Here is a 25,004-nt window from a genome sequence, read left to right as displayed (position 1 = left end):
GCCAAGGAGATCCGAGTTAGTATGGATTGCTCCTTGGAAGGTGAAAATTGCTAGCAGGCAAGGCGAGAATGCTCGATGTCGCCAGACTCGCCGGAGTCGGCACCATGACCGTCTCTCGCGTTCTGAATAACAGTGCGCCTGTAAGTCCGCAGACCAGGGAACGGGTTCAGCAGGCCATCAAGAAGCTGAACTATCGCCCGAATCCCTTTGCCCGTTCGCTGCGCCAGGCCAGATCGAATTCGATCGGAATCATCGTACCGAACTTCTACGACCCTTTCTTCGCCACCTGCGCGCACGCGATCAGCCTGGTCGCAAAGCAGCGCGATTATACGGTGACCGTGGCGACATCCGATGAGGATGCGCAGTTCGAGTTCACCGAGGCTACCTTGATGGTTCTCAACCGTGTCGCGGGACTGGCGGTAATCCCCGCAGCCATGGGCAAAAATCAGTTGCATCGCCCTGAGTTCCGTACGACCCGTATCGTCATGCTCGACCGTCCCATCGAGGGGCAACGCTTTTCCAGCGTCCTGGTCGAAAACCGGTCCGGGTCGCATGCCGCCGTCAAGCATCTCCTCGATCATGGACACAAGGTGATCCAGTTTCTCGGCCTATCGGAAAAGCTCTACACGCTCAACGAGCGTTACCGGGGCTATGCGAGCGCTATGTGCGAGGCCGGCCTCACGCCCAGTGAGCACTTCACCTGCCGCACCATGGAAGAAACCTGTATCCTCATCCGAAAAGCGATCTCTGGGCGACAGCCGCCCACAGCATTCTTCCTGGGCAATAATCTGGTTACCCGGAATGCGCTTCATGCCTTTTCACAGCTGAAAATCAAGATCTCTGACGATGTCGCCATCATTGGCTTTGACGATTTCGATATGGCCGATATCTTCGTTCCAGCGATCACCGTTGTCCGTCATCCCGCTCAAGAGCTGGGGCGCGTCGCGGCCGAACTATTGTTCGAGCAGTTAGCCCGAAAGAAGGTGGCTCGCTCGAAAGAGCAAGTTGTCCTGCCGGTCGAGCTTGTCATCCGGCAGTCGTGCGGGTGCAATGTCGAGACCAGGATGCCCTAAGGGGTCCGAGCCTCGGCGATCTTCGAATGAGAGAAGTTAGGTAGTCCGCCTTCGAGAAGCTCCGCGAAGCGATACCTGAACCAGGAGTGAACTTCAAACCGCATCCGGTCACGTCCCGGAGACATTGCTTCAGGTTTACACTGGCGTGGAGGAGATGTTTATGACTCTCGCCACAGAAGTGTCCCAGATTTCCCCTGCCTCGCTGGCCCAGAATGCTCAAATCTTCGAGTACAGCAAGGCAGCCAATCCGATCGAGTCCGGCGCTACTCCCCGCATCCCGATCAAGAAGTTCTCGGCAGATCTTTACTCATCCGGACCAAGCCGGATCGTTCCGCTCGATCTGAGCGCCGACCTGCACACCCCGTATCCGGCGACCGGGCCAAGCCTGCTTGCCCATTTCCTTCGCATTGAGGCCGGCGATCGCTTGAAGACGCATAGTACCGCCAGCAGCGAATTCTACTTCGTCATTCGCGGCAAAGGGTACTCAGAGACCTCCGAAGGCTCCATTGAATGGAAGGCTGGAGACTTTCTTGCCCTGCCGGCCATTGAAGCTACTCACTTTGCGGTCGATGAAGCTGCCCTTTATATGGTGAACGATTCTCCGCTCTTCTCTTACCTGGGGGCCCGGCAGTCGCATCCTCGGTTCGCGCCGACGCTCTATACAAGGGAATCCGTGATGGCCGAGCTCGACGCGGCCTGCAACGACCCGGCGGCGTCCACGCGCAGCCGGGTGAGTGTGCTGCTGGCAAATAAGCAATTCGAGCAAACGATGACCATCACCCACACCCTGTGGACGATGTTCGGGACCATCGCTCCCGGGACGCGACAGCTGCCTCACCGCCATCAGTCCGTGGCCCTCGATTTTGTCGTTAAGGCGCAGCCGGGTGTGTACACCCTCGTCGGCCCGGAGATCGACGCTGACGGCACGATTAAGGATCCCATTCGGGTCGATTGGATGACTGGTTCTGCGTTCGTGACGCCACCAGGACTGTGGCATGAACATGTCAACGAATCGAGTGAAGACGCCTTCGTTATGCCGATTCAGGATGCCGGCCTGCACACCTATCTACGAACACTGGACATTCAGTTCTACCACGAAGACTAGCGGCAACTTCTTTGCAGTCTTGTTGCGCCCGATGGTGCTTTGCAACCATGAGAGGAGTTACTTTGTGAGCGCGACCGAAGCTTTCCTTGATCTCCCAGACGTTCGCATCCTCTTCCGCTGGGATGGCGAGGAGGGCCTTCCGGTCTTGCTGCTCTCGAATGGTCTGGGAACCAATCTGACGATGTGGGATGAGCAAGTCTCCGGATTGGCAAATCATTTACGGTTGTTGCGCTATGACCAGCGTGGCCATGGCCAGTCATCCGTGCCACCCGGCCCTTACAGCATCGAGCAAACCGGGCGAGATGTCCTGGGTCTGCTCGATGCGCTCGAGGTCCAAAGCTGTTCTTTTTGTGGCCTTTCCATGGGTGGAACTGTCGGCCAATGGCTCGGGATCAATGCTCCCCGGCGCATTCAGAAACTTGTTCTATCGAACACTGCCGCAAAGATCGGCACCGAGCAGAGTTGGAACGCGCGCATCAATCTGGTCCGTCAAAGCGGCGTCGCGGCGGCGATTCCTTTAGTGCTCGATCGTTGGTTCACCGCAGATTTCCAAAAGCGAGCGCCCGAGACAGTGGCCCGCATCCGCACGATGTTTCTGGCCACCGACCCGGAAGGGTACGTCGCTGGATGCGCTGCCATCCGCGACATGGACCTGCGTGAAGATGTACGCAATATACAAGGACCTACCCTGATCATCTCCGGCGCTGATGACGCCGTGACTCCTCCCGCGGAGGGGAAGTACCTTGCCGAAAACATCCCTGGTGCCAGCTATGTCGAACTGGCTGCCGCCCACCTCTCGAATGTAGAAGCTGCGCCGGCTTTTAACTCCGCATTGCTGCAGTTTCTGCTGCCGGATCAAACGGCTTAATCACCCTCCAGATAGTCGCCCTGTCAGCCTTCTTCTTAATCCCAGAGCATTTTCCTGAGAAGCCTGTATGATCAGGGCACACATTCCCATCGACAATCGACGGCGTGTCTGTCTCTTATTGCACAGTTTTGTATAGGTATTGAGGCTCTAGTTGAGATGCGCCGTCCGTCCAGGTGCAATGCGCGCGAGCGCAGAGAAGGTAAACCGGCCCATCCATGAGTGTGCACCTCGTCAATCCAAGTGACAATTCCTTCGGTACTGCCGTCATAACGCCGCGGTGGCTCTTCGTACTCGCTGCGGCTACCCCGCGCCATGTTGGGGATCCGATCCTTGTCGATGAATCCATCGAACAAATCGATCCCGCAACCATCAAGCTCGGTGACATCGTCGGTATCAGCGTTCATACCGGAAATGCCCTCCGCGGGTACGAGGTCGGCCGTCTGGCGAAAGAACGCGGAGCCATCGTCGTCTACGGCGGCATCCACGCCACCCTCTTTCCCGAGGAGCCCTTCGAGCGCGGTTCCGCCGATTGCGTGGTCAAAGGCGATGGGGATGTCGTTTGGGGAAAAGTTGTTAATGAATGTCTCGCCGGCAATCCCAGACGCATTTATGACGGCGGCAAAATCGAGGGCGACCAGTTCCTTGCCGCCCGATGGGATCTGATGGATGCCGGTAAGTATATGTGGGCCTCCGTGCAGACGATTCGCGGCTGCCCCAAGCATTGCTCCTTCTGCTCTGTCTGGCGCACCGATGGACAGAAGCCGCGGCAGCGCGGCTATCAAAGCGTGGTCGATGAAATTGTCGACCTGCGCCGCAAAGGCTTTCGCTTCATTGCCCTGGCCGATGATAATTTCTACCCCGTCACCCTCACCGATCTCCGCCTCGCTCGCCAGCAAAACGACCTTATCAAGTTGGAATCGCTGCAGCAGGTTCGCGATGAGCGTTTCGCTTTAATGACGGAACTCGCCAAGCTTCCGAAAGATATGGTCTTCTTCACTCAAATCACCATGGAAGCAGCCGAGGACACGGACTATCTGGACGCGATGCGTAAAGCAAATATCAAAGGTGCTCTCGTCGGCGTTGAGGCAGTGACCCCGGAGGGACTAAAGTCGGTATTCAAAGACTTCAATTACTCTGGCGATGACCTGGCCAATCAGCTTCAAACCTTCAAAAAGCACGGAGTACACGTGCTCGGATCGTTTATCTTCGGTCTGCCCACCGACCAGCCGGGCACCTTCCAGGCGACCGTAGACATGGCGCTCAAGGCGGGTGTCACCTTTGCGCAGTTCGTCATGATGACTCCGTTTCCTGGAACCGTCGATTTCCTTCGTTGGGAAAAAGAGCAGGCCGCCGATCCGACACTGGTCGAGGGAACGCCGATCACCCGCTACTGGCTCATCCCTCCGCACATTCGACCAAAGATGTTCACTCCTCATCCGTCGATGAGTTCGGAAGAAATCCGTGAGCGGACGCAAGCCGTATGGGACCGCTTTTATGATTGGAGTTCGGTCTGGAAGCGCTCGGCCTGCACTCCGACACTCCGGGCACGAGTAGCATTCGTGCTGCTCTCCAAACTTTATCGCCAGATGTATGCAAGCACCGGAATTTCCTCCGATAGCGCCCGCCGTCAGAAGGCGAAGAGTTCGGCACGATGGATGGCCCGGCAGACGCGAAAGATCTTTCAGGCAAAGCCGATGCCAGAGTTGGTCGGCCCCACCTGGGAGCCGAAGCCGAAGTCGTTAGGCGTCGGATTGGTCTCCTTGAGTTAGGAGCGATTATGCTTTCCCTTTCCTGCGGTGGCATGGCAACGCCTTCTTGAATTGCTGGGCTCGACATGTCAAGCTTTCGACGCGTCATGGATTCTGAATCCAGGAATGCTTGCTGCTGACGGGCCCTGGTGCTGATGGATCCTCGATAGACTACAATCCGAACGTCAGCAAGCCGACCGCTGAACGACGAGACCGGCAGGTCGAAGACGTTTGGATCGGAGTCGCCCATGGTCGAATCCTCCAAAAGTAAAGCGGCAAGCCCCCAGAGGTACGTTGCCCTGCTGAGAGGAATCAACCTCGGCGCCAAGAATAGAATTCCGATGCCAGAGCTGGTCACTCTCTTCGAGCAGTTGGGTTATACCGGCGTCAGCACGTTCATCCAGAGTGGCAACGTTCTGTTTACCGGCACTGCTAGTAACGAATCGGAACTAAGCGCCGATATCAGCCGCAAGATAGAAGCTCGCTGGGGCTTTCGCATTCCCGTCGTTTTGAGGACACGAAAAGAATTGGGGACCGTTCTCGCCAACAATCCCTTCTACTCGGCCAACAATTCCATGGCGTCGGCCAAGAATCCCTTGGACTCAAAAGATCGCGAGACAAGAAGCCTTCATGTCTATTTCCTGAGAGACACTCCGGCCGACTCAGCATTGGCGTCCCTGGATGCCACTCGGTCGGCGCCCGATACCTTCGTGGTGGCAGGTCGAGACATTTACGTCAACCTGGCTAACACCATGGCGAAGACTAAGCTGACGAACGCATACTTCGATTCGAAGCTGAAAACCATCAGCACGGCTCGGAACTGGGACACTGTAGCCAAGCTGTTTGAGCTTCTGGGGAGTTGAGCCGCCACGGCGCTACAGGAGAAAGCCGGCGGTAATTCTGCGCTAGAACTCGCCCGCAGCGTAGAGGGATGCTAGCCTGTCTACTATGTTGAGGCCATGTTTTCTCGTCCTGGATCGCGAATTCCCCGGCAGTATCTCCACCCGCAAGCTCGTCATAGAGACCGCGAAGTTCAATGTGATCACCGCCTACTCCGCCGAGGAGGCCGTAGAGACACTGGCCGCATTCCCAGCCATCCACGGCGTTGTCATGGATGCAGATATCCATGGTGTCCCTTGCGACGAGCTGATTGACCGCCTCAAGGAATTGCAGCCCAGAATACGGGTGGTGGCCATCTCCGGTCCGCGGGGCAGCGTCTGTGAAGGGGCCGACTATCATCTGGAAAGTTTTGATCCCAGAGTTCTGCTCGAGACCCTTCGCACCCTACAGCCCGAGGAAGTCGCAGAAATCGAAAAGCAGGAGGAGCAGTTGGCCCGCACAACGCAAAGCAGACGCGACCGAATTAGAGGCCAGAACAAGTGACCTGCTCGCCCGTCTCTAGCTTGCTCTCCGGTCACTGCAATGCGAAACCCTAACCAGATAGCCTTTCCATAAGGCCGCAGAACTGATTTCTGACGACTGAATTCTGGCGACTGATTCCTGGCCATAGGCCATTTCTACTTCTGCTATTCATCCTCCTCATCGGCATGAAGTCGCTGGGTTGAAGCCGCTATGATCTTTTCTTGCTGCGCGGCCGGAACGCACTCGTAGTGATCCAGCTCCATGTGGAAGCTCCCCAGTCCTTGGGTCATCGCGGTGAGATCGGCTCCATAGGTCAACATCTCCGCCATCGGCACCTCGGCTCGAAGCGTCAGAGCGCCGGCGCGTGATTCCATTCCCTGCACCTTGCCGCGGCGCCCATTCAAATCGCCCATCAATACGCCGGCTGCCACTTCCGGAGCGTCGATTTCCCCCCGCATGATTGGCTCGATGATCGCCGCCCGGGCCTGCTCGATGCACTTGCGAAAGGCGATCCTGCCCGCCATGCGGAAGCTGAGTTCGTTTGAGTCCACGTCATGGTAGGAACCGTCCTTGAGAATGACTCGGAAGTCGACCACCGGGTACCCGGCAAGGTAGCCGCGCAAGGCTGCCTCTTGAATGCCCTTTTCAATGGCTGGAATGTAGTTTTTCGGAACTGCGCCGCCGAAGATGTCGTTGACAAATTCGAAGCCGGCGCCGCGCGGAAGCGGCTCGATGCGAATGACGCAATCGCCGAACTGGCCATGGCCGCCGGACTGTTTCTTATGTCGTCCTCGCGCCTCGACGGCAGCGCGAATCGTCTCTCGATACGGTACCTTCGGCGCTTGCAGCGTCACCTCAGTGTGGTAGCGCTTCCGTAGCTTCGAGACGACCACTTCAATATGCTGCTGACCGGTGCCGGCAATCAGGAATTCATGCGTCTGCGGATCGCGATAGAACCGGATTAAGGTGTCTTCTTCCATGAGCCGGTGCAAACCGGTGGCGAGTTTGTCTTCGTCGGCGCGGGTCTTCGGTTCAATGGCAAACGCGATCGCCGGCTCGGGAAGCGCCGCCGGTTCGAAGAAGATCGCGTGCGCTTTGTCGCCCAGCGTGTCGCCAGTGAAGGTGGATTTCAGCTTGGCGACGGCGCCGATATCGCCGGCATGAAGTTCAGTGACGCTGGTAGCCACTTTGCCTTCCATGATCGCCAGGTGCCCAAATCTTTCGATGGTGTTCCGGTTGTAGTTCTGAATGGCCGCATCGTTGCGAACCACTCCGGAAAATACCTTGAAGAACGAAATATGGCCGGCGAAAGGATCGGAGATGGTTTTGAAGATATAAAGCGAAAGCGGCTGATCATCCGCAACTGGTCGAGTGACCATCTCGGTCACCGCGTTGGTCCACTCATTGGACGCATGACCATTCCCGACCGTCCTGGATTGACTGGCGTTCGACCGTGCCGCGATGGGTGCGCGCTCCACCGGCGCCGGCGCATACACACGCAGAAATTCCAGCAGCCGGTCGGTGCCAATATTTGGTAGTGCTGCAGTGAACAACACGGGAAAGATACGGTCTTCGCGAATCGCTTCATGCAAGGCGGAGATCAGATGCTCTTCCGGGATCGTCCCCTCGGCGAAGAACTCTTCCATGAGCTCATCCTTTCCCTCAGCGACCAACTCCACCAATGCCTCATGAGCAGACTTGGCAGTTTCCAGCAACTCAGGAGGAATCTCTCCCAGTGTGCCCTTCCCGTTGCCGCCGGCCGGGTAAAGGAAAGCCTTCATCGAGACCAGATCGATCACCCCGGTAAATGGGGCACCTGAACCGGCGCCGCCCATGCCGATCGGTAATTGCACTGGAACAACATTGCGGCCAAACGAATTTCTCAGCCCGTCGAGCAGCGCCAGGGCTTCGTCCAGACAGTCGCTGCCGCTGCTCGCCCTCTTCCCTGTGTCGCGGTCGAGCTTATTGACGACCAGGATGCGCGGCAGAGAGAACTCCTCCGCATAGCCCCACACGCGGGTCGTCATCGGCTCAACCCCGGCGCACGCGTCAACCAGCACTACCGCTGACTCCACCGGCAGCATCGCCGCCTTGGCTTCATGCACGAACATGCTGAACCCGGGCGTATCGATGCAGTTCACCTTGACGCCGTTCCATTCGCACCACGCAACCGCGTTTGAGAGCGTCATGTGGCGCGAAATCTCTTCCTCGTCGTAGGCCGTTACCGCTGTCCCATCCTCAACGCGACCGAGGGCAGAAACCGCCCCGGCGGTCGCCAGCATCGCTGAGATAAGCGTGGTCTTGCCGCAGTGCGAGTGTCCCGTGACCGCAATGTTGCGAATATTGGTTCCGGAGAAGATGTTCATCCAGCCTCCCACGTCAGCGCTCGAACCAACGACCCACGCCCGCGCCAAGGAGATTCCCTGAAAGACGTGAAGCATAGCACACGGGGCAGTCCAGAGGAAAGCGAGCGAGAGCCTCCCGAAATGGGACGAAGCAGCATGAAAACTCCGCAGTCGGGAACCACCGCGAAAGCAATTCAGGTTACTATCAGTCCTATCAACACTCAGATTGATGAATCAGACCGCTGTTGCACTGCATTGATCAACTTGCGCCTGCTCACTCGTTGAAACGGTCGGTACTCCTCCCAAAGGAAGTACAACGCCGTGGCCACTCTGAAGTCGTCCATCGTCCGTAATGGACTCTCCCCTTATGCTTTGGCAATCCCGCCTTTTCTCCTGTTTCTCTTCGCATGGGTATTTCCTCCGAGTCTGTACACCCACTACATCCGCGAGCCCGATCTGATGTACCTCAACCCCGGGGCCCTGGTGTACTTCATCCTGTGCCTCATCGCATTTCTCGCGGGTGTCAAGGCGGTCAGTATCCTCGGCTTCCAGGGCCCGAGAGGATCCCTTGAGAAAATCAAGCTTCGCACCAGCTCACCCCTGTCCTACTTGGCCAAACCTCTTTTCGTCACCGGTTCAGCTTGTTTTTTCTATATGCTCCTGATCGGAGCGAAGTTCAACTTCATCAGCCTGCTGCTCTCTCAGCAAGGCAACGTCATGAAGCAAGCACATATTTCCGCAGCCAACGGACCGGACGCCAACGGACGATGGGGCGCATCGTTGTTCTTGTTGACCGGCGTCCTCTGGTGGGCCTGGTATCGCGCCAGTCAATTGAATCTCCGCAAGGCTTCAAAGAGGGCTTTCAACGTCCTCTTTATCATCTGCTGTCTCATCGATCTATTCACTTGCCTCGCCACTGTCGATCGGACCAACCTTATGCCCTATATCGCCGGCCTCAGCATCACCGCCCTCTTCTTGAAGACCAGGGCATCCGATGCGCGACCCGGCAAACTCATAGTCACTACGCTGATCTCTGCCGGAGCGGTGATTGGTTCGTTCCTTGCCTTGCAGTTCGCTCGAGGCGCGTCTCACTTCGATGCCTTTGTGACCAGCATGCTTGGCTATACAATCGTCTCCTTCAACCGCTTGGCGGCTTTCGTGGACGGTTCCCTTCATAGCGCCTATGAGGGCCGCGGAGCCTACGTGTTCGCCTTCCTGCTACAGAATGGGAGATTTGCCGGCCTGCGCCACACCCTGCAGCTTCCAACCTCCTTCGGGCTTTGGACCTCCGAATTTCCGGCGCTCGAGGAAGCCGGCCTCAACCACAGTTTCAATTGGGCTGGTGTCTTTGGCTATCTCTATTCGGATCTCGGCTGGTGGACGCCGGTCTACACCTTCGCCATTGGCATGCTGGCTGGTTACGCCTGGTACTGCTTCAAGTCCGGGAAGACGATCGGCATTGTTCTCTATCCATGGGTGTGCTTTTGGATTCTGTTCTGGTTTGGATGGAACCTGCTCTTCGACGCCCGGGGCATCGCCTTGTTTCAAGCGGCCGTGCTGCTCTACATCTACGACAAAATCTACATCCGCACCCTGCGGGAGCCGGTCGCGGTCCGTCCGATCCTGCACTCCAGCTGGGAGGTCTACGGCCAGACGATCGCCGTCGTGCCCGCAGCCGCTGTGATCGTTCCAATTCCGGCACCACTCGCGGCCGGAGACTAGGACTAACTCGTCCTTCCGCAACGCGCCGGGTCTTGAAGCCAGCCAGCTTCAGACCCGGAGTTTCGCGCCGCGAGGTATAGTAACGGTGAAATCGTTGCCGACATGCCGGAACTGCCAGATATTTCCGCCTACCTCAGCGCTCTCGAGCCGCGTATCGTCGGTCAGCCACTCGAACAGGTTCGCATCGCCAGCGCATTTCTGCTCAGGACCGCGCAGCCGCCGATTTCTTCCGCGGAAGGCCGAGTCGTGCACGAGCTGCGGCGGCTGGGCAAGCGCATCGCCATCGGCGTCGATGGCGATCTATGGCTCGTGCTTCACCTGATGATCGCCGGACGGTTGCACTGGCGAGCCAGAGGTGCAAAACTCGCTGGGCGTCAGAACCTCGCCGCCTTCGATTTCCCGAATGGCTCGCTCGTGCTCACCGAGGCCGGCTCTAAACGCCGCGCCTCGCTCCACGTGGTCGGCAGCACCGAGGCGCTTCAGGCGCTCGATCCGGGTGGCATCGATGTACTCTCCAGCGATCTCGACTCGTTCCGCGCAGCGCTCTCCACCGAGAACCACACCCTCAAACGCGCGCTTACCGATCCGCGCCTGTTGAGTGGAATCGGCAATGCTTACTCCGACGAGATCCTGCATGCGGCAAAGCTATCGCCGATCGCCTTCACTCACAAGCTGAAGCCGGAGGAGTGGGAGGGGCTCTTCGCCGCAACCCGCCAGACCCTTCGCCTATGGATTGAGCGCCTGCGCTCCGAAGCCCAGACCGCCTTCCCGGAAAAAGTCACAGCCTTCCGCAAGGACATGGCCGTCCACGGCCGATTTGGAGAGCCTTGCCCAAGATGCGGCCAACCGATCCAACGAATTCGCTACGCGGACAACGAAACCAACTACTGCGCACAATGCCAAACCGCCGGGAAAGTCCTTGCCGACCGCAGTTTGTCCCGGCTCTTGGGAGCAGACTGGCCGCGCACTCTCGACGCCCTCGAAGCACTGAAGCGGAAATAAAGCTCGAAACCCGGCCTCAAGCCTTTCCCATATAGACAAAGCGCAGCAGAAACAAAATCGCCAGCACATAAAGAAGCCAATCTTCCCGGCGGAAGCGTCCGCGGATCAACCGCAATCCTGCATACGCGATCATTCCGAAACCCAGTCCGCTTGCAATTGAGTAGGTCAGCGGGATCATGATCAGCGTCAAAAACGCCGGAAATGCGACCAGCGGATCCTGCCAGGGAATTTCGCTAATCGTCGAAAGCATCAGCGAGCCCACCACAATCAGCGCCGGAGCAGTCGCCGCGGAGGGGAGGACCCCCAGGAACGGAGCGACGAACAAGGCCACCAGGAACAGGAGTCCAGTGACGATCGCGGTTACTCCGGAGCGGCCGCCCGCAGCCACTCCGGCAGCGCTTTCCACGTAGCTCGTCACCGTGCTGGTGCCTGCCAGCGACCCGCAAATCGTCGCGGTCGCGTCCGCCAGCAGAATCCGGTCCACGCGGGGAATCTCGTGATCGCTGCCGATCAATCCCGCCTTCTTGGTCACCGCAACCAGGGTCCCCAGGTTGTCGAAAAGGTCGACAAACAGAAAGATGAAGACGATTTCGAAGATGCCGAAGCGCAAGGCTCCCCTCAGGTCCAGCTTGAAGGCTGTCGCCGTAATGGCGGAGAGATTGTAGGGGGTCGGTTGCCAATGAACGAGCCCCAGCGTCCAGCCGCTGAGCGCCGTCCCGACAATCCCGATCAGCATCCCTCCCCTCACCTGCCAGACCTGCAGCGCGGCCACCAGCAGCACGCCAAAGAGCGCCAGCGCCGTCTCCGGGCTGCGCACGTTGCCGAGCGAAATCATCGTTGAGCTGTTCGCCACAATAATGCCGGAGTTCTTAAGCCCGATAAAGGCGATAAACAAGCCGATGCCGCCAGCTACAGCCGGATAAAGTTCATGCGGAATGCTGCGCAGGATCTTTTGCCGAAGGCCGGTGACCGTCAGCAGGACGAAGACCACCCCCGAAAGAAAGACTGCACCCAGCGCCGTCTGCCATGGGATTCCCAATCCTTTGACGACCGAATAGGTGAAGTAGGCATTGAGCCCCATACCTGGCGCCAGCGCAATCGGGTAGCGCGCCATTACCCCCATCAGGATGCTGCCAATCGCCGCCGACAGGCAGGTCGCCGCGGTAACGGCGGCCAGGGGCATGCCCGCCTCGTGCAGGATCGCCGGATTCACCACCACGATGTACGCCATCGTGATGAACGTCGTGAAGCCGGCCAATACCTCGGTGCGCCAGTTGGTACCGAGCACGGAGAACTCGAAGTAGTTCTCGATCCTCCCGATCAGCGTGTCGCGCATGGTAGCGGGTGGGGAATTAGGCAAGCGGCCAGTACCTCGGTTGCAATTTTGAAATCAGAAATTACGGTGAGCGAACCGCTGGTTGCGACGCCAGCACCGCCGGCGGTTTCGGAGGGGGTTAAAACGAAAATACATCATTGCTAGGTATCATGATAAAAAATCCTGTTCCGGCAGAAGTACGCTACTGTAAGGCGAAGCGTCCGTCACGGCAGGCTTTTACCTGAAGAGAAAGCCTTCTAAGGTCGGCCTCCGACACATGACATCAATCGTCCTTCTGCCCTGAACCTGCGCTGGTTACGCTGTTTCATGCCTCTTCCAACCACGCCTACCATCCCGCCGCCGGTCCCCGAAGCCCACCCGACTGGATTCGAGCCGCTCAAGTCGCCGCTCTTTCGCAAGCTATGGATCGCCTCGACGGTCTCGAACCTGGGCGGCTGGATGCAGGACACCGCCGGCACCTGGCTGATGACCGTGCTTACCACCTCGCCCTTGTTGATCGCGCTGATGCAGACTGCGGCCAGCCTTCCCGTCGTCATCCTCGGCCTGCTCGCCGGGGCGACTGCCGACATCTTTGATCGACGCCGCTTGCTGCTCTTCTGGCAGGCATGGATGCTGGCCGCCGTCGGTCTGCTTTCAGTGCTCACCTTCTTCAACATCATCTCGCCCTGGGTGCTTTTGATCCTCACCTTCCTGCTGAACATCGGTACGGCCATGAACAGCCCCGCCTGGCAGGCGATCATGCCTGAGCTGGTGCCCCGAGAACAGCTCGCCGACTCGGTGGCGCTCAACAGCGCTGGATTCAACCTCGCCCGCGCGCTCGGGCCCGCCCTCGGCGGCCTCGCCGTGGCCGCGTTCCTCCATCCAATCACCGGCGCGGGTTGGACCTTCCTGCTCAACTCGCTTTCTTTCGTCGGCGTCATTCTGGTCCTCTATCAATGGAAGCGAAATCCGATCTTCAAGAGCGCGCTTCCGGCGGAACGAATCTACGGCTCGATGCGCGCGGGCATTCGCTACATCCAGTACGCGCCACCATTGAAGGCGGCACTCGGCCGGGCGTTCATCTTTACCGTCTTCGTCAGCGCGGTCTGGTCATTGCTTGCCGTGGTCGCCGCTCGCGACCTGCACCAGGGCGCCTTCGGCTACGGAATCCTCAACGGCAGCATGGGACTAGGCGCGGTGATCGGCGCCACCAGTCTTCCCCGCGTCCGGCGGAAGTTTTCGGCCGACATGATTATTGCCGTCTCTACTGCCGTCTTCGTATTCACGCTCATGATTCTCGCCTTCGTTCGTCTTCCGCTGGTCATTATTCCGGTTCTGCTGATGGCCGGTTTTGCCTGGACCAGCACCATGTCAACGCTCAACCTTGCGGTGCAGGTCTCCGCACCGGGTTGGGTCCAGGCCCGCGCCCTCGGAACCTACCAAATGGTCTTCTCCGGGGGCATGGCCCTCGGCAGCGTGGTCTGGGGTCTGATCGCCGAGCATGCCTCGACGCCAATCTCGCTCGCCACTGCCGCCGTAGGCTTGTTGCTGACCTTGCCCTTCAGCCTGCGTCTGCACGTGCTCCACGGCGAGCTGCCCGACCTGCGGCCGTTTCGCTCGAAGTTCCTGGTTCCACAGCTGGTCATGGAACCGGAAATGTCGGACGGCCCGGTTCGCATCATGTTCGACTACTACATCGAACCCGAGGACTACAACGACTTCGTCCAGGCCATCCATAAACTTCGTGACGTCCGCCTGCGCGATGGCGCGATGCGCTGGGGTATTTTTCAGGACGCCGACGACCCCCGACATCTGAATGAGACATTTGTAATGGAATCCTGGATCGACTACCTCCGCCAACGCGAACGCTTCACCGCCTCCGATCGCACCATCCGCGACCGTGTCGTCAGCTTTCACAAAGGCCCGGAGCCACCGCGCATCACTCATACCATTTACGCCAAGGAACGGGCCAATCCAGATCCCGGCAGCAATCCACCCAAAAATCCGAGCTGATTCGCAGTTTTAGAGGCGCTCATTGTGGGCGGGTCTGTTCGCGCCGGGTCTTACGCCCGACGTATTTCTTAAGTGGACTGCCCTTGCTAGGGTTGCTTGCTCTTTCCCGCCAGAGACTCGGCAAAGTGCTCCACCCATTGGATTTGCAACCAGGTGTCGGGAACTCGCAGCCCCCGGGCCGCGCTCAACCGGGAAAAGGCCTCTTCCGGAGTCAACCCTTCACTACAAAGAAGGCACGCCATTAACAGGCAGGAACGGCCAATGCCGGCATAACAATGGGCGCCAACGCCGCGACCTGCTCTCAAGTCGTTCTGCATCTGTTCAACGACCAGCCGGAATTCGTCCATCGACTCAGGGATGGAGTGGTCCTGAACCGGCAGCCATTTATAGTCCACTCCCAGCTCGCGACAGACTCGACCCTCCGCCTCGAGCCGGAGGACCCGCCCTTCGTCGGCCCGCAGCAAGGAGACGAGAGTGTCAATCCCTTGATTGTGGAGTGACTGGATCGACGCAGGCAGCTGCTCTCCTCCAGGAGGGCATGGAACGATTGCCAGCCGGGGGGGCGTTCCCGCTTCGGTAGTGGCCAAACCGGTTGCGTCGATCCAATAAGGAACGATCATGAAATCTACTCCGCTGAGAACGAGTTTACGAAACTTTCGCTCAATCTTGCCCTACGGAAAATAGGATATTACCCTATGATCCTTGGTAACTATATTGATAAACAGTTCCGTAGACGGTTCATTCCGCCTGCCACCCGAATTGGTTCTCACTGTGTCTGGTGCCTTGAAGGCCTGCGATCCTCTGCATTTTAGAGGGTATACTCTCGAATGGAGACCCGGCTCCGGCCCTCTTTCATCATGGCAGCCAAGTTGCATTAGAGCATTTGCAATAGGTTACCGACCGAAGGAATAAGCTTAGGTGGCCTTTTCCAAATGGAAGAGGCCAATGTGGCGTCTGCCAGCAAATTCTACGGTGATTGCCAAGATGCTCTAGCTGGTTTGGAGTTCTCCTCGTCGAGCCCGTTATGCAGAAGTCCTTTCAAATCCGGGTCTCTGTCGTCCTGCTGGCGTTCTTCACCTTGTCAGCGGTCATTTGTGCGTGTTTCAACTTTTATCAGGAAGCCCAGGAGCAGACTCCCTTCGATGGAGTCACATGGTTTGAGGCCGCAGGAGGTTTACGGGCTCACCGGGTCTTTTCAGGTGGACCTGGAGAGCGAGCGGGGATCAAGCCCGGCGACCTGCTGGTCGAGGCCAACGGTCATCCCACGCCGCACGTTGCCAGCCTGGAACGGCAGATGTTCCACACCAAGCCTTATGGAACTGCCACCTATACGGTGATCCGGGATGGGTACCGGGTCGAGCTGGCAGTCATCCTCGAGGCCGCTGACCGCAGCTTAAATCAGGGTTTTCGGTTTATCGCCCTGGTCTATCTGGGAATTGGCCTTTATGTCTTGTTTCGACGCTGGACCGCCCCGCGTTCGACTCACTTCTATATCTTTTGCCTCGCCTCGTTTGTTCTGTACTCGTTTAAATACAGCGACCGCTTTACCGACTTTGACTGGGTCATCTATTGGGGCAATGTGCTGGCGACGGCGCTGCAACCGGCGCTTTTTCTTCACTTTGCGCTTGCATTTCCCGAGGACAAGCGGCTCGACAAAAACCGCCGCTGGCTGATCGCGCTCACCTATGTTCCGGCGGTGGCGATTGTCGGTCTGCGGATCACCGCGATCAACCTCTGGTCGGCGACGGCGCTTCTCGATGACCGCTTGAACAAGTTCGCCTACGCTTATCTGGCCACTTGCTGGGTCTTAGCGAGCGGCGTTTTCTATATAAGTTACCGGCGAACTGACATGCCGCTGCGCCGTCAGCAGTTGAAGTGGCTGACCCGCGGGACGGTCCTGGCGATTGCGCCGTTCACCCTGCTTTACATCATTCCTTATCTCACCGACATCCCCGTTCCTGCCCTTTTTGGGAAGCTGGCGGCCATTTCGCTGGTGGTCCTGCCGCTGACCTTTAGCTGGGCGATCATCCGCTACCGGCTGATGGATGTCGATTTGATCTTCAAACGTGGCGTCACCTATACGCTGGCGACGGCTGCTGTGGTCGGCCTGTATTTCCTGCTGGTCTCCATCGCCGGCGAGTTCGTCCACAACAAGCTGCCGGCGTTTGGCTCCTGGGGCCTGATTGCGGCAATCATCCTAGCGTCGCAGCTCTTCGATCCGCTCAAGCGCGCCATCCAGGGACGGATCGACAAGGTATTCGACCGCAAGCGGTATGACTACCGCCAGACGCTGATCGAGTTTGGCCGCGGCTTGAGCTCTGAGACCGATCTGGCCGCGCTTTTGAACTCGATCGTCGACCGGCTCTCCCGCACCTTGCTGGTCACCCAGGTCGCCGTCTTTTTGGCCGACGAGTCCGGCGCCTATACACTGACCGCTGCGCGGGGATTGCCCCCATCCTTGGCAGGGCAAGATCGGGAACTCGACCTTGGTTTCCTGGATTTCGATCAGCCCGGCTCCGGTTCTCACATCTTCCTCGAGAATACCCAGCAGGCGCTGAATCTTCCCGAGCCGCAACGCCGGACAGTAGCAGCGCTGGACCTGAATTACTACCTTCCCTGCCGGCTCCAGCAGCGAACCATCGCCGTCATCGGCCTCGGCCGGACCGCCGATGCGGATTTCTTGTCGAGCGAAGATGTCGAGGTCCTGGAATCCCTGGCGAGCTACATCGGCATCGCTCTCCAGAATGCCCGCCTCTACGCAAGTCTCGAACAGAAGGCCTCCGAATACGAGCGGCTCAAGGAGTTTAACGAAAATATCGTAGAGTCGATCAATGTCGGTATCCTGGCCGTCGACCTTGAAGAGCGGATTGAGAGCTGGAACGCACAGATGGAAGTGCTCTACGCCCTGCCTCGAGCCGAAGCGCTGGGTAAGTTCCTGAGCGACGTCTTTCCGGAGTCCTTTGTGACCGAATTCCACCGCGCCAAAGGCGAAGAGGGAACGGTCCAGGGGGTCCACAACCTTTACAAGTTCCGGATCGAGACCCGGGCGGGAGAGCAGCGCACCGCCAATATCGCTATCGCCCCGCTCGTCTCACGCAACTTCGCGACCGTCGGCCGGATCGTTCTGGTGGACGACATCACCGACCGGGTCGAATTGGAAACCCAGTTGACCCAGGCGGAGAAGTTGTCTTCGATCGGGTTGTTGGCTGCGGGCGTCGCTCATGAGGTGAATACCCCCCTGGCGGTGATCTCGTCCTACGCACAAATGCTGGCCAAGCAGGTGCGGGGCGACGAGCGAGTCGGTCCGCTTCTCGATAAAATTACTCAACAGACCTTCCGCGCGTCAGAAATCGTCAACGGACTGCTCAACTTCTCCAGGACCAGCGGCACTGCCTTTACGGAGATCAACATCAACACCGTGATCCAAGACACGCTGAACCTGCTCGAGCACCAATTCAAAACATCCAATGTACGTCTGGAGTCAGCGCTTGACGGTTCTTTGCCGACCATCCTCGGCAACCCCGGCAAATTGCAGCAGGTCTTTCTCAACCTCTTCCTGAACGCCAAGGACGCCATGGCCGGCGGCGGTACGCTGCGGGTCGCCACCGAGGTGAACGGCCACATTAGCGTATCGATCTCCGATACCGGTTCAGGCATCTCTCCCGAGCACGTGAAGCGGATCTACGATCCCTTTTTCACCACCAAAAGTGCGCCTCGAGAAGGCCAGCGACGCGGCACCGGGCTGGGACTGGCGGTCACGTACGGCATCATACAAGAGCATGCCGGAAAGATCGACGTCCAGAGCCAGGCCGGGCGCGGAACGACGTTCTATCTAGAATTTCCATTAGTAAGGAAACCAGTAAATGCCTGAAGCGACCCTGACTGTTCCCGACATAAACAATGGCCCCCAGGATGAGTTGAAGAACGGGTCCGGGTCTTCCGCGGCAGGCGGCTCTACCGCCCAGCGCATCCTCATCATCGATGATGAAGCCGGCATTCGGGAGTCTCTCGAGACCTTGCTGGGGCTGGAAGGCTATACCGTCGATACCGCCAACGATGGCGAAGCTGGACTGAATACGATCGGCCAGCGCTCCTACGATCTCGTCCTCCTCGATCTGGCCCTGCCCGGTCAGAATGGAATCGAGATCCTCGGCCACATTCGGGAGCGTTACCCGGATCTGCCGGTCATCATGATCACCGCCTACGGTACGGTAAACAACGTCGTGGACGCGATTCGGGCCGGCGCGCAGAACTTCGTCCAGAAGCCATGGGACAACGAGAAGTTGCTCGCCGACATTCGGGCGGCGATCGCCCGGTATCGCGCCGAAGAAGAAAACATCCAGTTAAAGCGCGCCCTCAAGCAGCGCTACAACTTCGAAAATATCGTCGGCAAAAGCGAATCTATGCGGACGATCTTCGACCTGGTTGCCCAGGTGGCGCCCAGCCGCTCAACCATCCTGATCCTAGGCGAGAGCGGCACCGGCAAGGAACTCATCGCCAAGGCCATTCATGCCAACTCCCCCCGCCGGGATAAGAACTTCGTTCCCGTCAACACCGGTTCGATGCCAACCGACCTGCTCGAATCGACTCTGTTTGGACATGTGAAGGGCGCCTTCACCTCCGCCATCGCGGCGAAAAAGGGATATTTCGAGATCGCGAACGGCGGGACGCTCTTCCTGGATGAGATCGGGAATATGAGTATGGACACTCAGGCGAAGATCCTGCGGGTGATCCAGGACAAACGCTTTATGCATCTGGGAGGGGTCCACGAAATTCAGGTTGACGTGCGCATCATCGCCGCCACCAACGTCGACCTCCGCCAGGCAGTCCGGGACGGCAAGTTCCGCGAAGACCTCTACTACCGCTTGAATGTCATCTCGATCGATCTGCCGCCCTTGCGTGCCCGGCGAGAGGATATTCCCTTATTAGCCGCGCATTTCCTCAAGCGCTTCTCCGAGGAAAACGAGCTGCCCCTCCGCACTCTCGCCCCCGATGCAATCCGCGCCCTGCTCGACTACGATTGGCCCGGGAACGTCCGCGAACTGGAGAATGTCATTGAGCGCGGCGTGGTGCTCTCCTCCGGACCAGTGATCACCTCGGACCTGCTTCCGGGGCACCTCACCGGCCGGAGCTACTCTTCCAGCCTGCTTGAGCAAAACGGCGATGCCTCCCTGTTCGACATCCTGGAAGACATCGAACGCCGCATCATCATCGACAAGCTGGAACGCTGCCACTGGAACCAAACCGATACATCCGAGCAGTTCCGTATTCCTCTGTCCACGCTGAATCAGAAGATCAAGCGTCTGAACATCGAAATTAAGAAGCGGATCAAGGACTAGGACCGAAGCAAGTCGCTCACCCTTCGCCTGCTTGTGACTGCCCCTCCCAACCGGTGTCGGGACGCACTGAGTTCGTTAGAGTTGCCACAGATGTGGCTGCCCGTTCCGATCTGAGACCTGCGTGTTTGCAAACCACTCAACCTGGCAGGCCTTTCCCCGAGGGAAGGACCTTCACAGCCAAGTTCCGCCACATCCCGCCAACTGGACTTTTGCTTAGGGGTTGGTCACCGTCCAATTCAAGATTTTCTGCACGGCGGTAGCCCCCCCGGAGGCAGCCGTGAATCCAACGTAGGCAGTGTTCCCATCCACGGTTTCAGGAATGTTGATCTTCTGAGGGCTACTGGTAAACTTCGCCCCGGAGGTCATGTCCCGAAGCGTCCAGGTAAGCGTGGTTCCGTTGTAGGTGATGTGCGCGTGGATGGGATGTCCACTGCTCAGCACGACACGGCTTGGGGTGAGATTCACCGTGGGGACCGTAGGGGTGGCCCCACCCGTGTAAAGGCCGGTGGAGTCGCTTCCTTCTCCCGCATTGCTATACAGGTCGAGCTTGATCGCGAGGCTCTTGGGAATGCCACTGTACCCAAGTCCGCCGCCGGTGCCGCCGCGCGCCACCAGCTCAGAGTTCTGGATGACAAAAGTGGCGCCATCGCCAAACGGCGGTACGGATCCCTTGCTGACTTCAAACTCAAAATCGACGGTGAAGGCAGTGATATTCACCGGCTTCGAGAAATAGGCGCTGGCGGTTTCATTCGGATAGCCATTGGTTAGCTCCAAAGCTGCTCCCGAGAGCTTTGCCCGATTTAGGGTCAGATTTGCCGGGTCGAAGCCGGCAGCATAATTGGGCAGAGTGAGCGGCCCGGTGAGATAGGTCCACGCAGTCAGCTTTTGACTGGAAGACGAACCGCCGGTCCCGCCGGTGAATCCGACATAGGCAGTGTCGCCTCCGACCACAGAAGGAATATTCACCGCAAACGCATGCGACCAGGAGGCCAGCGTCACTTGGTCGGTAAGCGTCATCGTCAGGTCGGTGCCATCGTAGGTGATGTAGGCATCAATGTAGTCGCCGCTATGGAGATTGATTCCGGTGCCGCTGAGGTTAATAGCTGGCAAGGTAGGTGTTGCACCGTTCAGGTAGAGGCCTGTGGAGTCCGGGCCTTCCCCGGCATTGCTGAACAAATCAAACTTAATTGCCAGACTTTTCCCCATGCCCTGGTACCCTAGTCCTCCTCCGTCGCTGCCGCGCGCGGTCGCACTCTCATTCTGAATAGAAAAGGTGAAGCCATCGCCAAGGGGATTTGAGAGCTGGAAGGTAAAGGCAGTGGTGAAGGACTGAATATTCACCTTCTTTTTGTAAAAGACGCTCCCCGCCTCGTTTTGTCCGCCATCAGTCAACTGCAGCCGAAAATCATCGAGCCCGGCGGTGCCGTTGTACTGAATCGTACTTTGGCTCCCGCTAAATCCCTGGTTGTAGTTGAACGTATACGGGGGTTCGATCGTGTAGGTCGCGAGCACGACGGGGCTTGCATTCAGACCCGGCGCCACTGCGAAGGCGCGGACGCTCGCAGAGACCGAGACACTCAAAGGCTGGGAGTAAAGGTTAGAGGAGGTCGTGGGAGTCGACCCATCGATGGTGTAGTAGATCCTTGCGCCCTTCGTGCTATCGGTGATCTTCAAGCTCTGGGTGCCGGTATAAGCGCCCGAGGACAACGAAAAGACCGGGTTGGCGGTATCAGCCGAATCGGTGTAGGTCGCACTGGACGGTGCGCTCTGGAGGTAGTCAGCAGCACTCGCGATGGCGGTGATGGTCTCATTGGAGTTGATCGTGAACGCGCCGCGGTAAACCGTCGACGAAGTAGTCGGCGTGGTCCCATCGGTGGTGTAGAAGATCGTCGAGTTGGCGATCGAGTCTTCGATGGCAACCGAAAGTGAACCGTGGAAGGTCTTTGAGTCCGGAACGAATATGGGTGGAGGAGCCGTAGGCGTATCGTTTAACAACCCATAAACGCTGACCTGATCGGATGCCCCAACAAAGACTTTTCCATTGGCGACCGTCGGCACGACGAATTTTTCGGCTGGCCCCGCATTGTCCCGGCTCGCATGGGTGTTGGACGAATAAAGCAGGTCGGCAAGATCGTTTGCGTTGTAGGCAAATAAGACCTCATTCCCGCCGGTGGTATACGTATCTGTCTTCAGCACCCACACAATGCCATCGTTCTTGCCGTTGGCGGAGACCGAGGGCGTCGGCCCAGGAAAGGAAAACAACTCGGCACTCTGACTGGTGGCAGCGGTCGAAATCCGTCCCTTCACGATGGAATAAGCGGCAAGGCTCGCACCCACCCGCGAACCGACCGGATCATACTGGGCTCCTCCGAAATAGAGGTTGCCATTCCAGTACGCAGGCGCACCCCAAATGCCGGTACCCCATTTGTTCGGACCGAACTCGGGAGTTTGAATCTCCTGAACGATCTGATCAGAGTTTGCGTCGAATCCGCCCAACTGGTTTCGATCCAGAAGGTACATCGTGCCCGACTTGCCCATCTGGACGAGTGGGCTGAAGGTCTTTCCCGAAGCGGTTGTTTGGTTGGGCAGTAGGATCGGGGCGCCCGAGCCGACATCGCCGTCCTGGGCTTCGCGGACCGACCAATCGTGCGGCGTGAACTCGTCCTTCACCGTCATCACGCCATTGCTGAGATCGAGATTCAGGACGCTCATGGAGTAGCCCATGGAGTTCGAGTAGGGCTTGGTCGCTGTAAAACTACCGTTGCCGGTCGCAAGGAACATCCTTCCAAATGGCTTGTCCGGGGCGTTGACTTCGGCCGCCAGGCCAGCGCCGCTCATCCATATACCCCCTCCGGTACCATTGCGGGTCGTCGAGAAGATATTGATTTGGTTCAGGTCCTGTTCATTGTAGGAAAAAATCCAGCCGTGCCAGGTGCCCGCATCGTTCTGGGAGCAGAAGCTTATGTAAACCACTCCGTTAAGAAGCAACAGGCCAGCCCTCTGATACTGCGATCCAGGATCGAAGGTTAATTTCCCTCCCGTGCTCCCATTGCCCGTCCCCTCGATCGTTCCCTCGATCGGGACGGGACCGCCAAATTTCTCCGCTCCCGTCGAAAGGTCGAGCGCATGCAGGCGGAAGAGAAAAGTGCTGCCTCTGGCTTCAGAGCTTACGAGGTAGATGGTCTTGGTCGTAAGGTTGATGGAGGGCGTGCCAATGACACCGAACTCAGACGTATAAGTACCCGCTGGAGTGGTGTTCGTCAACAGCGACACACTCCATAGAGGTCTCGCATTCCCTCCGCCATTATTGTCGGCATCGAAGGCATAGACGTAGTCGTTCGCAGTCGCAACGTAGACGACGTTATGAGTGCCTTTATTAGGAATCGCCAATCGGGAGACAAAGAGTGGTTGCGCGCGAACTTGGCCATTCACCGGCTGGGAAAAGAGCTTGCCGAAAAGAGTGGCATTCACGTTGTTGGGAGTAAGGATCGTCTCATTGAGATTCTGTCCCGATCTTGAGATGTCATTGTGCTGGGTTAACACATTGACTTGCGCTCGAGCGAAGCTTTCCTGCCAGAGGAAAAGTGCGAGCAACGCCAAGCACGGGCCAACAAACTGGTGGAATGACTTCGTCGATTTTTGGACGTGACAGACACTACTCCGCGATACGATTTTCATCACGATCTCAGCTCCGCATAACAAACAAATAGTTCGGACAAATAGTCCGAAGAATTGAAAAGAGGGACCACGGCACAGCTATGGCGTGAACCTGCCTAAGCAGGCCATAGCGGTGCGAACAACCGTCTTAAGAAACTGGAGAGAAACTTGGAGAATTGATGCTTAAAGGCAAACAGAAAACCACACAAGAAGCGCGTTCATTGACGCTCAGTTCTTGTCATTGCTACCGCCAAAATGCGTAATCAGACAATCGGGACTTCCGGCAGATAAAAGGCCAACCAACCACGTCGCCGGAGAATCATTCTTGACTGCTACTAGTTCCTTATTGGCAATAGAGTAACCATAGACAGATTGTGTTGCAAGATCAATCTCGCCTCCAGCAACACTTTTCCCATAATTTCTCGTGACATAGCAATGGTTCGTCCTGTACGAGAGCAATTCACAAGCCTTCTCGTGAAAGCCCCCGTCGGGAAATGCTCGCCTGCGCAGCCTTGGAAGTTCGGCGTAGCGCATGTGTTAACCTCGGCTCTAGCACTCAGAAACGTTCGAGCGCCTCCATGTTGAATCGCCATGCCTGCAAATAGACTCGACGAAGTCGCCAAACAATCGGTCCTGTCTGTCCAGAACTATGCGACCCTGTCGGCCCGTGCGCTAGGCACGTTCCTCAATCGGCCGCGCTACCTGGCCGACTTCATTACCCAGGCCGACAGTATTGGCGTGGGCTCGCTGCCCATCGTGCTGCTTACCGGTTTCTTCACCGGGGGAGTGCTGGCTCTGCAATCCGCCTCCACCCTTGCGCAGTTCGGAGCGGCCGCAATCACCGGCCAGCTGGTCAGCTTCTCCATGATTAAAGAGTTGGGACCGGTGTTGACCAGCCTCATGGTCTCCGGACGGAATGCATCCGGAATGGCTTCGGAGCTCGGCTCCATGCGAGTCACCGAGCAACTGGACGCGATGCGCGCCCTGGGCACCGACCCGGTACGCAAGCTGGTCGGTCCGCGCATCGTGGCCACAGTCGTTGTCCTCTTCTTCCTGACCATCATTTCCGATGCGGTCGGTACCCTCGGCGGGGCCGCGGTCTCGATCTTCATGCTGGGCCAGGATGGCTCGCAGTATTTTCATACCGCCTACCAGTCGTTGCGTTACGCCGACATCCTGCAGGGTTTGGTTAAGCCGATATTCTTTGGTTTCATCATCGCGACCATCGGGTGTTTCTATGGAATGAATACCAAGGGAGGCACGCAAGGCGTGGGACGCTCGACGACCCAAGCCGTGGTGGTCTCATCGGTGCTCATCATCGCTTCGGATTTCGTAATCAGCCGGTTCATGATCGGCATCTTTGGGCGCTAGTGTGGTGAGTCCTTCATTCACTACACAACGCTCGTCATCCTGAGCGAAGCGAAGGATCTGGGTTTCGAGCGAAGTGGGTACAGT

16 protein-coding genes are annotated in these 25,004 nt (G+C 57.9%); 12 read left to right on the top strand and 4 right to left on the bottom strand.

The features are described 5' to 3' along the window. Window positions 1-47: 47 nt before the first annotated feature. The 6 genes from ACPOL_RS15870 to ACPOL_RS15845 all read left to right on the top strand — a co-directional run bounded on the left by ACPOL_RS15870 (window position 48) and on the right by ACPOL_RS15845 (window position 6,177). Window positions 48-1,073: a LacI family DNA-binding transcriptional regulator gene (locus ACPOL_RS15870; protein WP_150133030.1), complete on the top strand. Its 1,026-nt coding sequence runs from the start codon at window positions 48-50 to the stop codon at window positions 1,071-1,073. Window positions 1,074-1,233: 160 nt separating this feature from the next. Continuing rightward, entirely contained in the window at window positions 1,234-2,178 is a 945-nt protein-coding gene (locus ACPOL_RS15865) for a cupin domain-containing protein (protein WP_114207911.1), read from the top strand. Window positions 2,179-2,242: 64 nt separating this feature from the next. Beyond that, complete coding sequence (gene pcaD, locus ACPOL_RS15860; RefSeq protein ID WP_201758848.1) at window positions 2,243-3,046, top strand: 3-oxoadipate enol-lactonase; 804 nt, start codon at window positions 2,243-2,245, stop codon at window positions 3,044-3,046. Window positions 3,047-3,261: 215 nt separating this feature from the next. Continuing rightward, entirely contained in the window at window positions 3,262-4,815 is a 1,554-nt protein-coding gene (locus ACPOL_RS15855) for a B12-binding domain-containing radical SAM protein (RefSeq protein WP_114207910.1), read from the top strand. 227 nt (window positions 4,816-5,042) lie between these two features. After that, the gene (locus ACPOL_RS15850) at window positions 5,043-5,657 is read left to right on the top strand and encodes a DUF1697 domain-containing protein (protein ID WP_114207909.1); all 615 of its coding nucleotides are present in this window, start codon (window positions 5,043-5,045) and stop codon (window positions 5,655-5,657) included. A gap of 85 nt (window positions 5,658-5,742) precedes the next feature. Beyond that, a complete protein-coding gene (locus ACPOL_RS15845) occupies window positions 5,743-6,177 on the top strand; it encodes a DNA-binding transcriptional response regulator (RefSeq protein ID WP_114207908.1) in 435 nt (144 codons plus the stop codon). Between the two features lie 143 nt (window positions 6,178-6,320). Here ACPOL_RS15845 and ACPOL_RS15840 read toward each other — a convergent pair whose 3' ends face one another. Beyond that, window positions 6,321-8,522, bottom strand: coding sequence for an elongation factor G (locus ACPOL_RS15840; RefSeq protein WP_114207907.1), 2,202 nt, complete (start codon window positions 8,520-8,522; stop codon window positions 6,321-6,323). 300 nt (window positions 8,523-8,822) lie between these two features. On the opposite strand from ACPOL_RS15840, the gene ACPOL_RS15835 reads away from it, so the two are divergent. After that, on the top strand, window positions 8,823-10,223 hold the full coding sequence (locus ACPOL_RS15835; RefSeq protein ID WP_114207906.1) for a hypothetical protein: 1,401 nt from the start codon (window positions 8,823-8,825) through the stop codon (window positions 10,221-10,223). Between the two features lie 102 nt (window positions 10,224-10,325). Further along, window positions 10,326-11,225, top strand: coding sequence for an Fpg/Nei family DNA glycosylase (locus ACPOL_RS15830; RefSeq protein WP_114207905.1), 900 nt, complete (start codon window positions 10,326-10,328; stop codon window positions 11,223-11,225). Between the two features lie 16 nt (window positions 11,226-11,241). On the opposite strand, the gene ACPOL_RS15825 is transcribed toward ACPOL_RS15830, so the two are convergent. Beyond that, the gene (locus ACPOL_RS15825; RefSeq protein ID WP_236656825.1) at window positions 11,242-12,585 is read right to left on the bottom strand and encodes an NCS2 family permease; all 1,344 of its coding nucleotides are present in this window, start codon (window positions 12,583-12,585) and stop codon (window positions 11,242-11,244) included. Between the two features lie 282 nt (window positions 12,586-12,867). On the opposite strand from ACPOL_RS15825, the gene ACPOL_RS15820 reads away from it, so the two are divergent. Continuing rightward, on the top strand, window positions 12,868-14,553 hold the full coding sequence (locus ACPOL_RS15820) for an MFS transporter (RefSeq protein ID WP_114207903.1): 1,686 nt from the start codon (window positions 12,868-12,870) through the stop codon (window positions 14,551-14,553). 86 nt (window positions 14,554-14,639) lie between these two features. Here the strand turns inward: ACPOL_RS15820 and ACPOL_RS15815 are convergent, their stop codons facing one another. After that, window positions 14,640-15,173: a protein-tyrosine phosphatase family protein gene (locus ACPOL_RS15815; protein ID WP_114207902.1), complete on the bottom strand. Its 534-nt coding sequence runs from the start codon at window positions 15,171-15,173 to the stop codon at window positions 14,640-14,642. Between the two features lie 404 nt (window positions 15,174-15,577). On the opposite strand from ACPOL_RS15815, the gene ACPOL_RS15810 reads away from it, so the two are divergent. Both ACPOL_RS15810 and ACPOL_RS15805 read left to right on the top strand, forming a co-directional pair. Next, window positions 15,578-18,424: an ATP-binding protein gene (locus ACPOL_RS15810; protein ID WP_114207901.1), complete on the top strand. Its 2,847-nt coding sequence runs from the start codon at window positions 15,578-15,580 to the stop codon at window positions 18,422-18,424. Continuing rightward, complete coding sequence (locus ACPOL_RS15805) at window positions 18,417-19,892, top strand: sigma-54-dependent transcriptional regulator (RefSeq protein WP_114207900.1); 1,476 nt, start codon at window positions 18,417-18,419, stop codon at window positions 19,890-19,892. The genes ACPOL_RS15810 and ACPOL_RS15805 overlap by 8 nt, the downstream gene beginning before the upstream one ends. Window positions 19,893-20,105: 213 nt before the next feature. Here ACPOL_RS15805 and ACPOL_RS15800 read toward each other — a convergent pair whose 3' ends face one another. Next, complete coding sequence (locus tag ACPOL_RS15800; RefSeq protein ID WP_114207899.1) at window positions 20,106-23,570, bottom strand: chitobiase/beta-hexosaminidase C-terminal domain-containing protein; 3,465 nt, start codon at window positions 23,568-23,570, stop codon at window positions 20,106-20,108. 570 nt (window positions 23,571-24,140) lie between these two features. Here ACPOL_RS15800 and ACPOL_RS15790 point away from each other — a divergent pair. Continuing rightward, the gene (locus tag ACPOL_RS15790; RefSeq protein WP_114207897.1) at window positions 24,141-24,920 is read left to right on the top strand and encodes an MlaE family ABC transporter permease; all 780 of its coding nucleotides are present in this window, start codon (window positions 24,141-24,143) and stop codon (window positions 24,918-24,920) included. Window positions 24,921-25,004: the final 84 nt, after the last annotated feature.

Source organism: Acidisarcina polymorpha, assembly GCF_003330725.1.
GTDB lineage: Bacteria > Acidobacteriota > Terriglobia > Terriglobales > Acidobacteriaceae > Acidisarcina > Acidisarcina polymorpha.
Note: the sequence above shows the minus strand (reverse complement) of the source record. Positions and strands in the feature narration are given on the sequence as shown.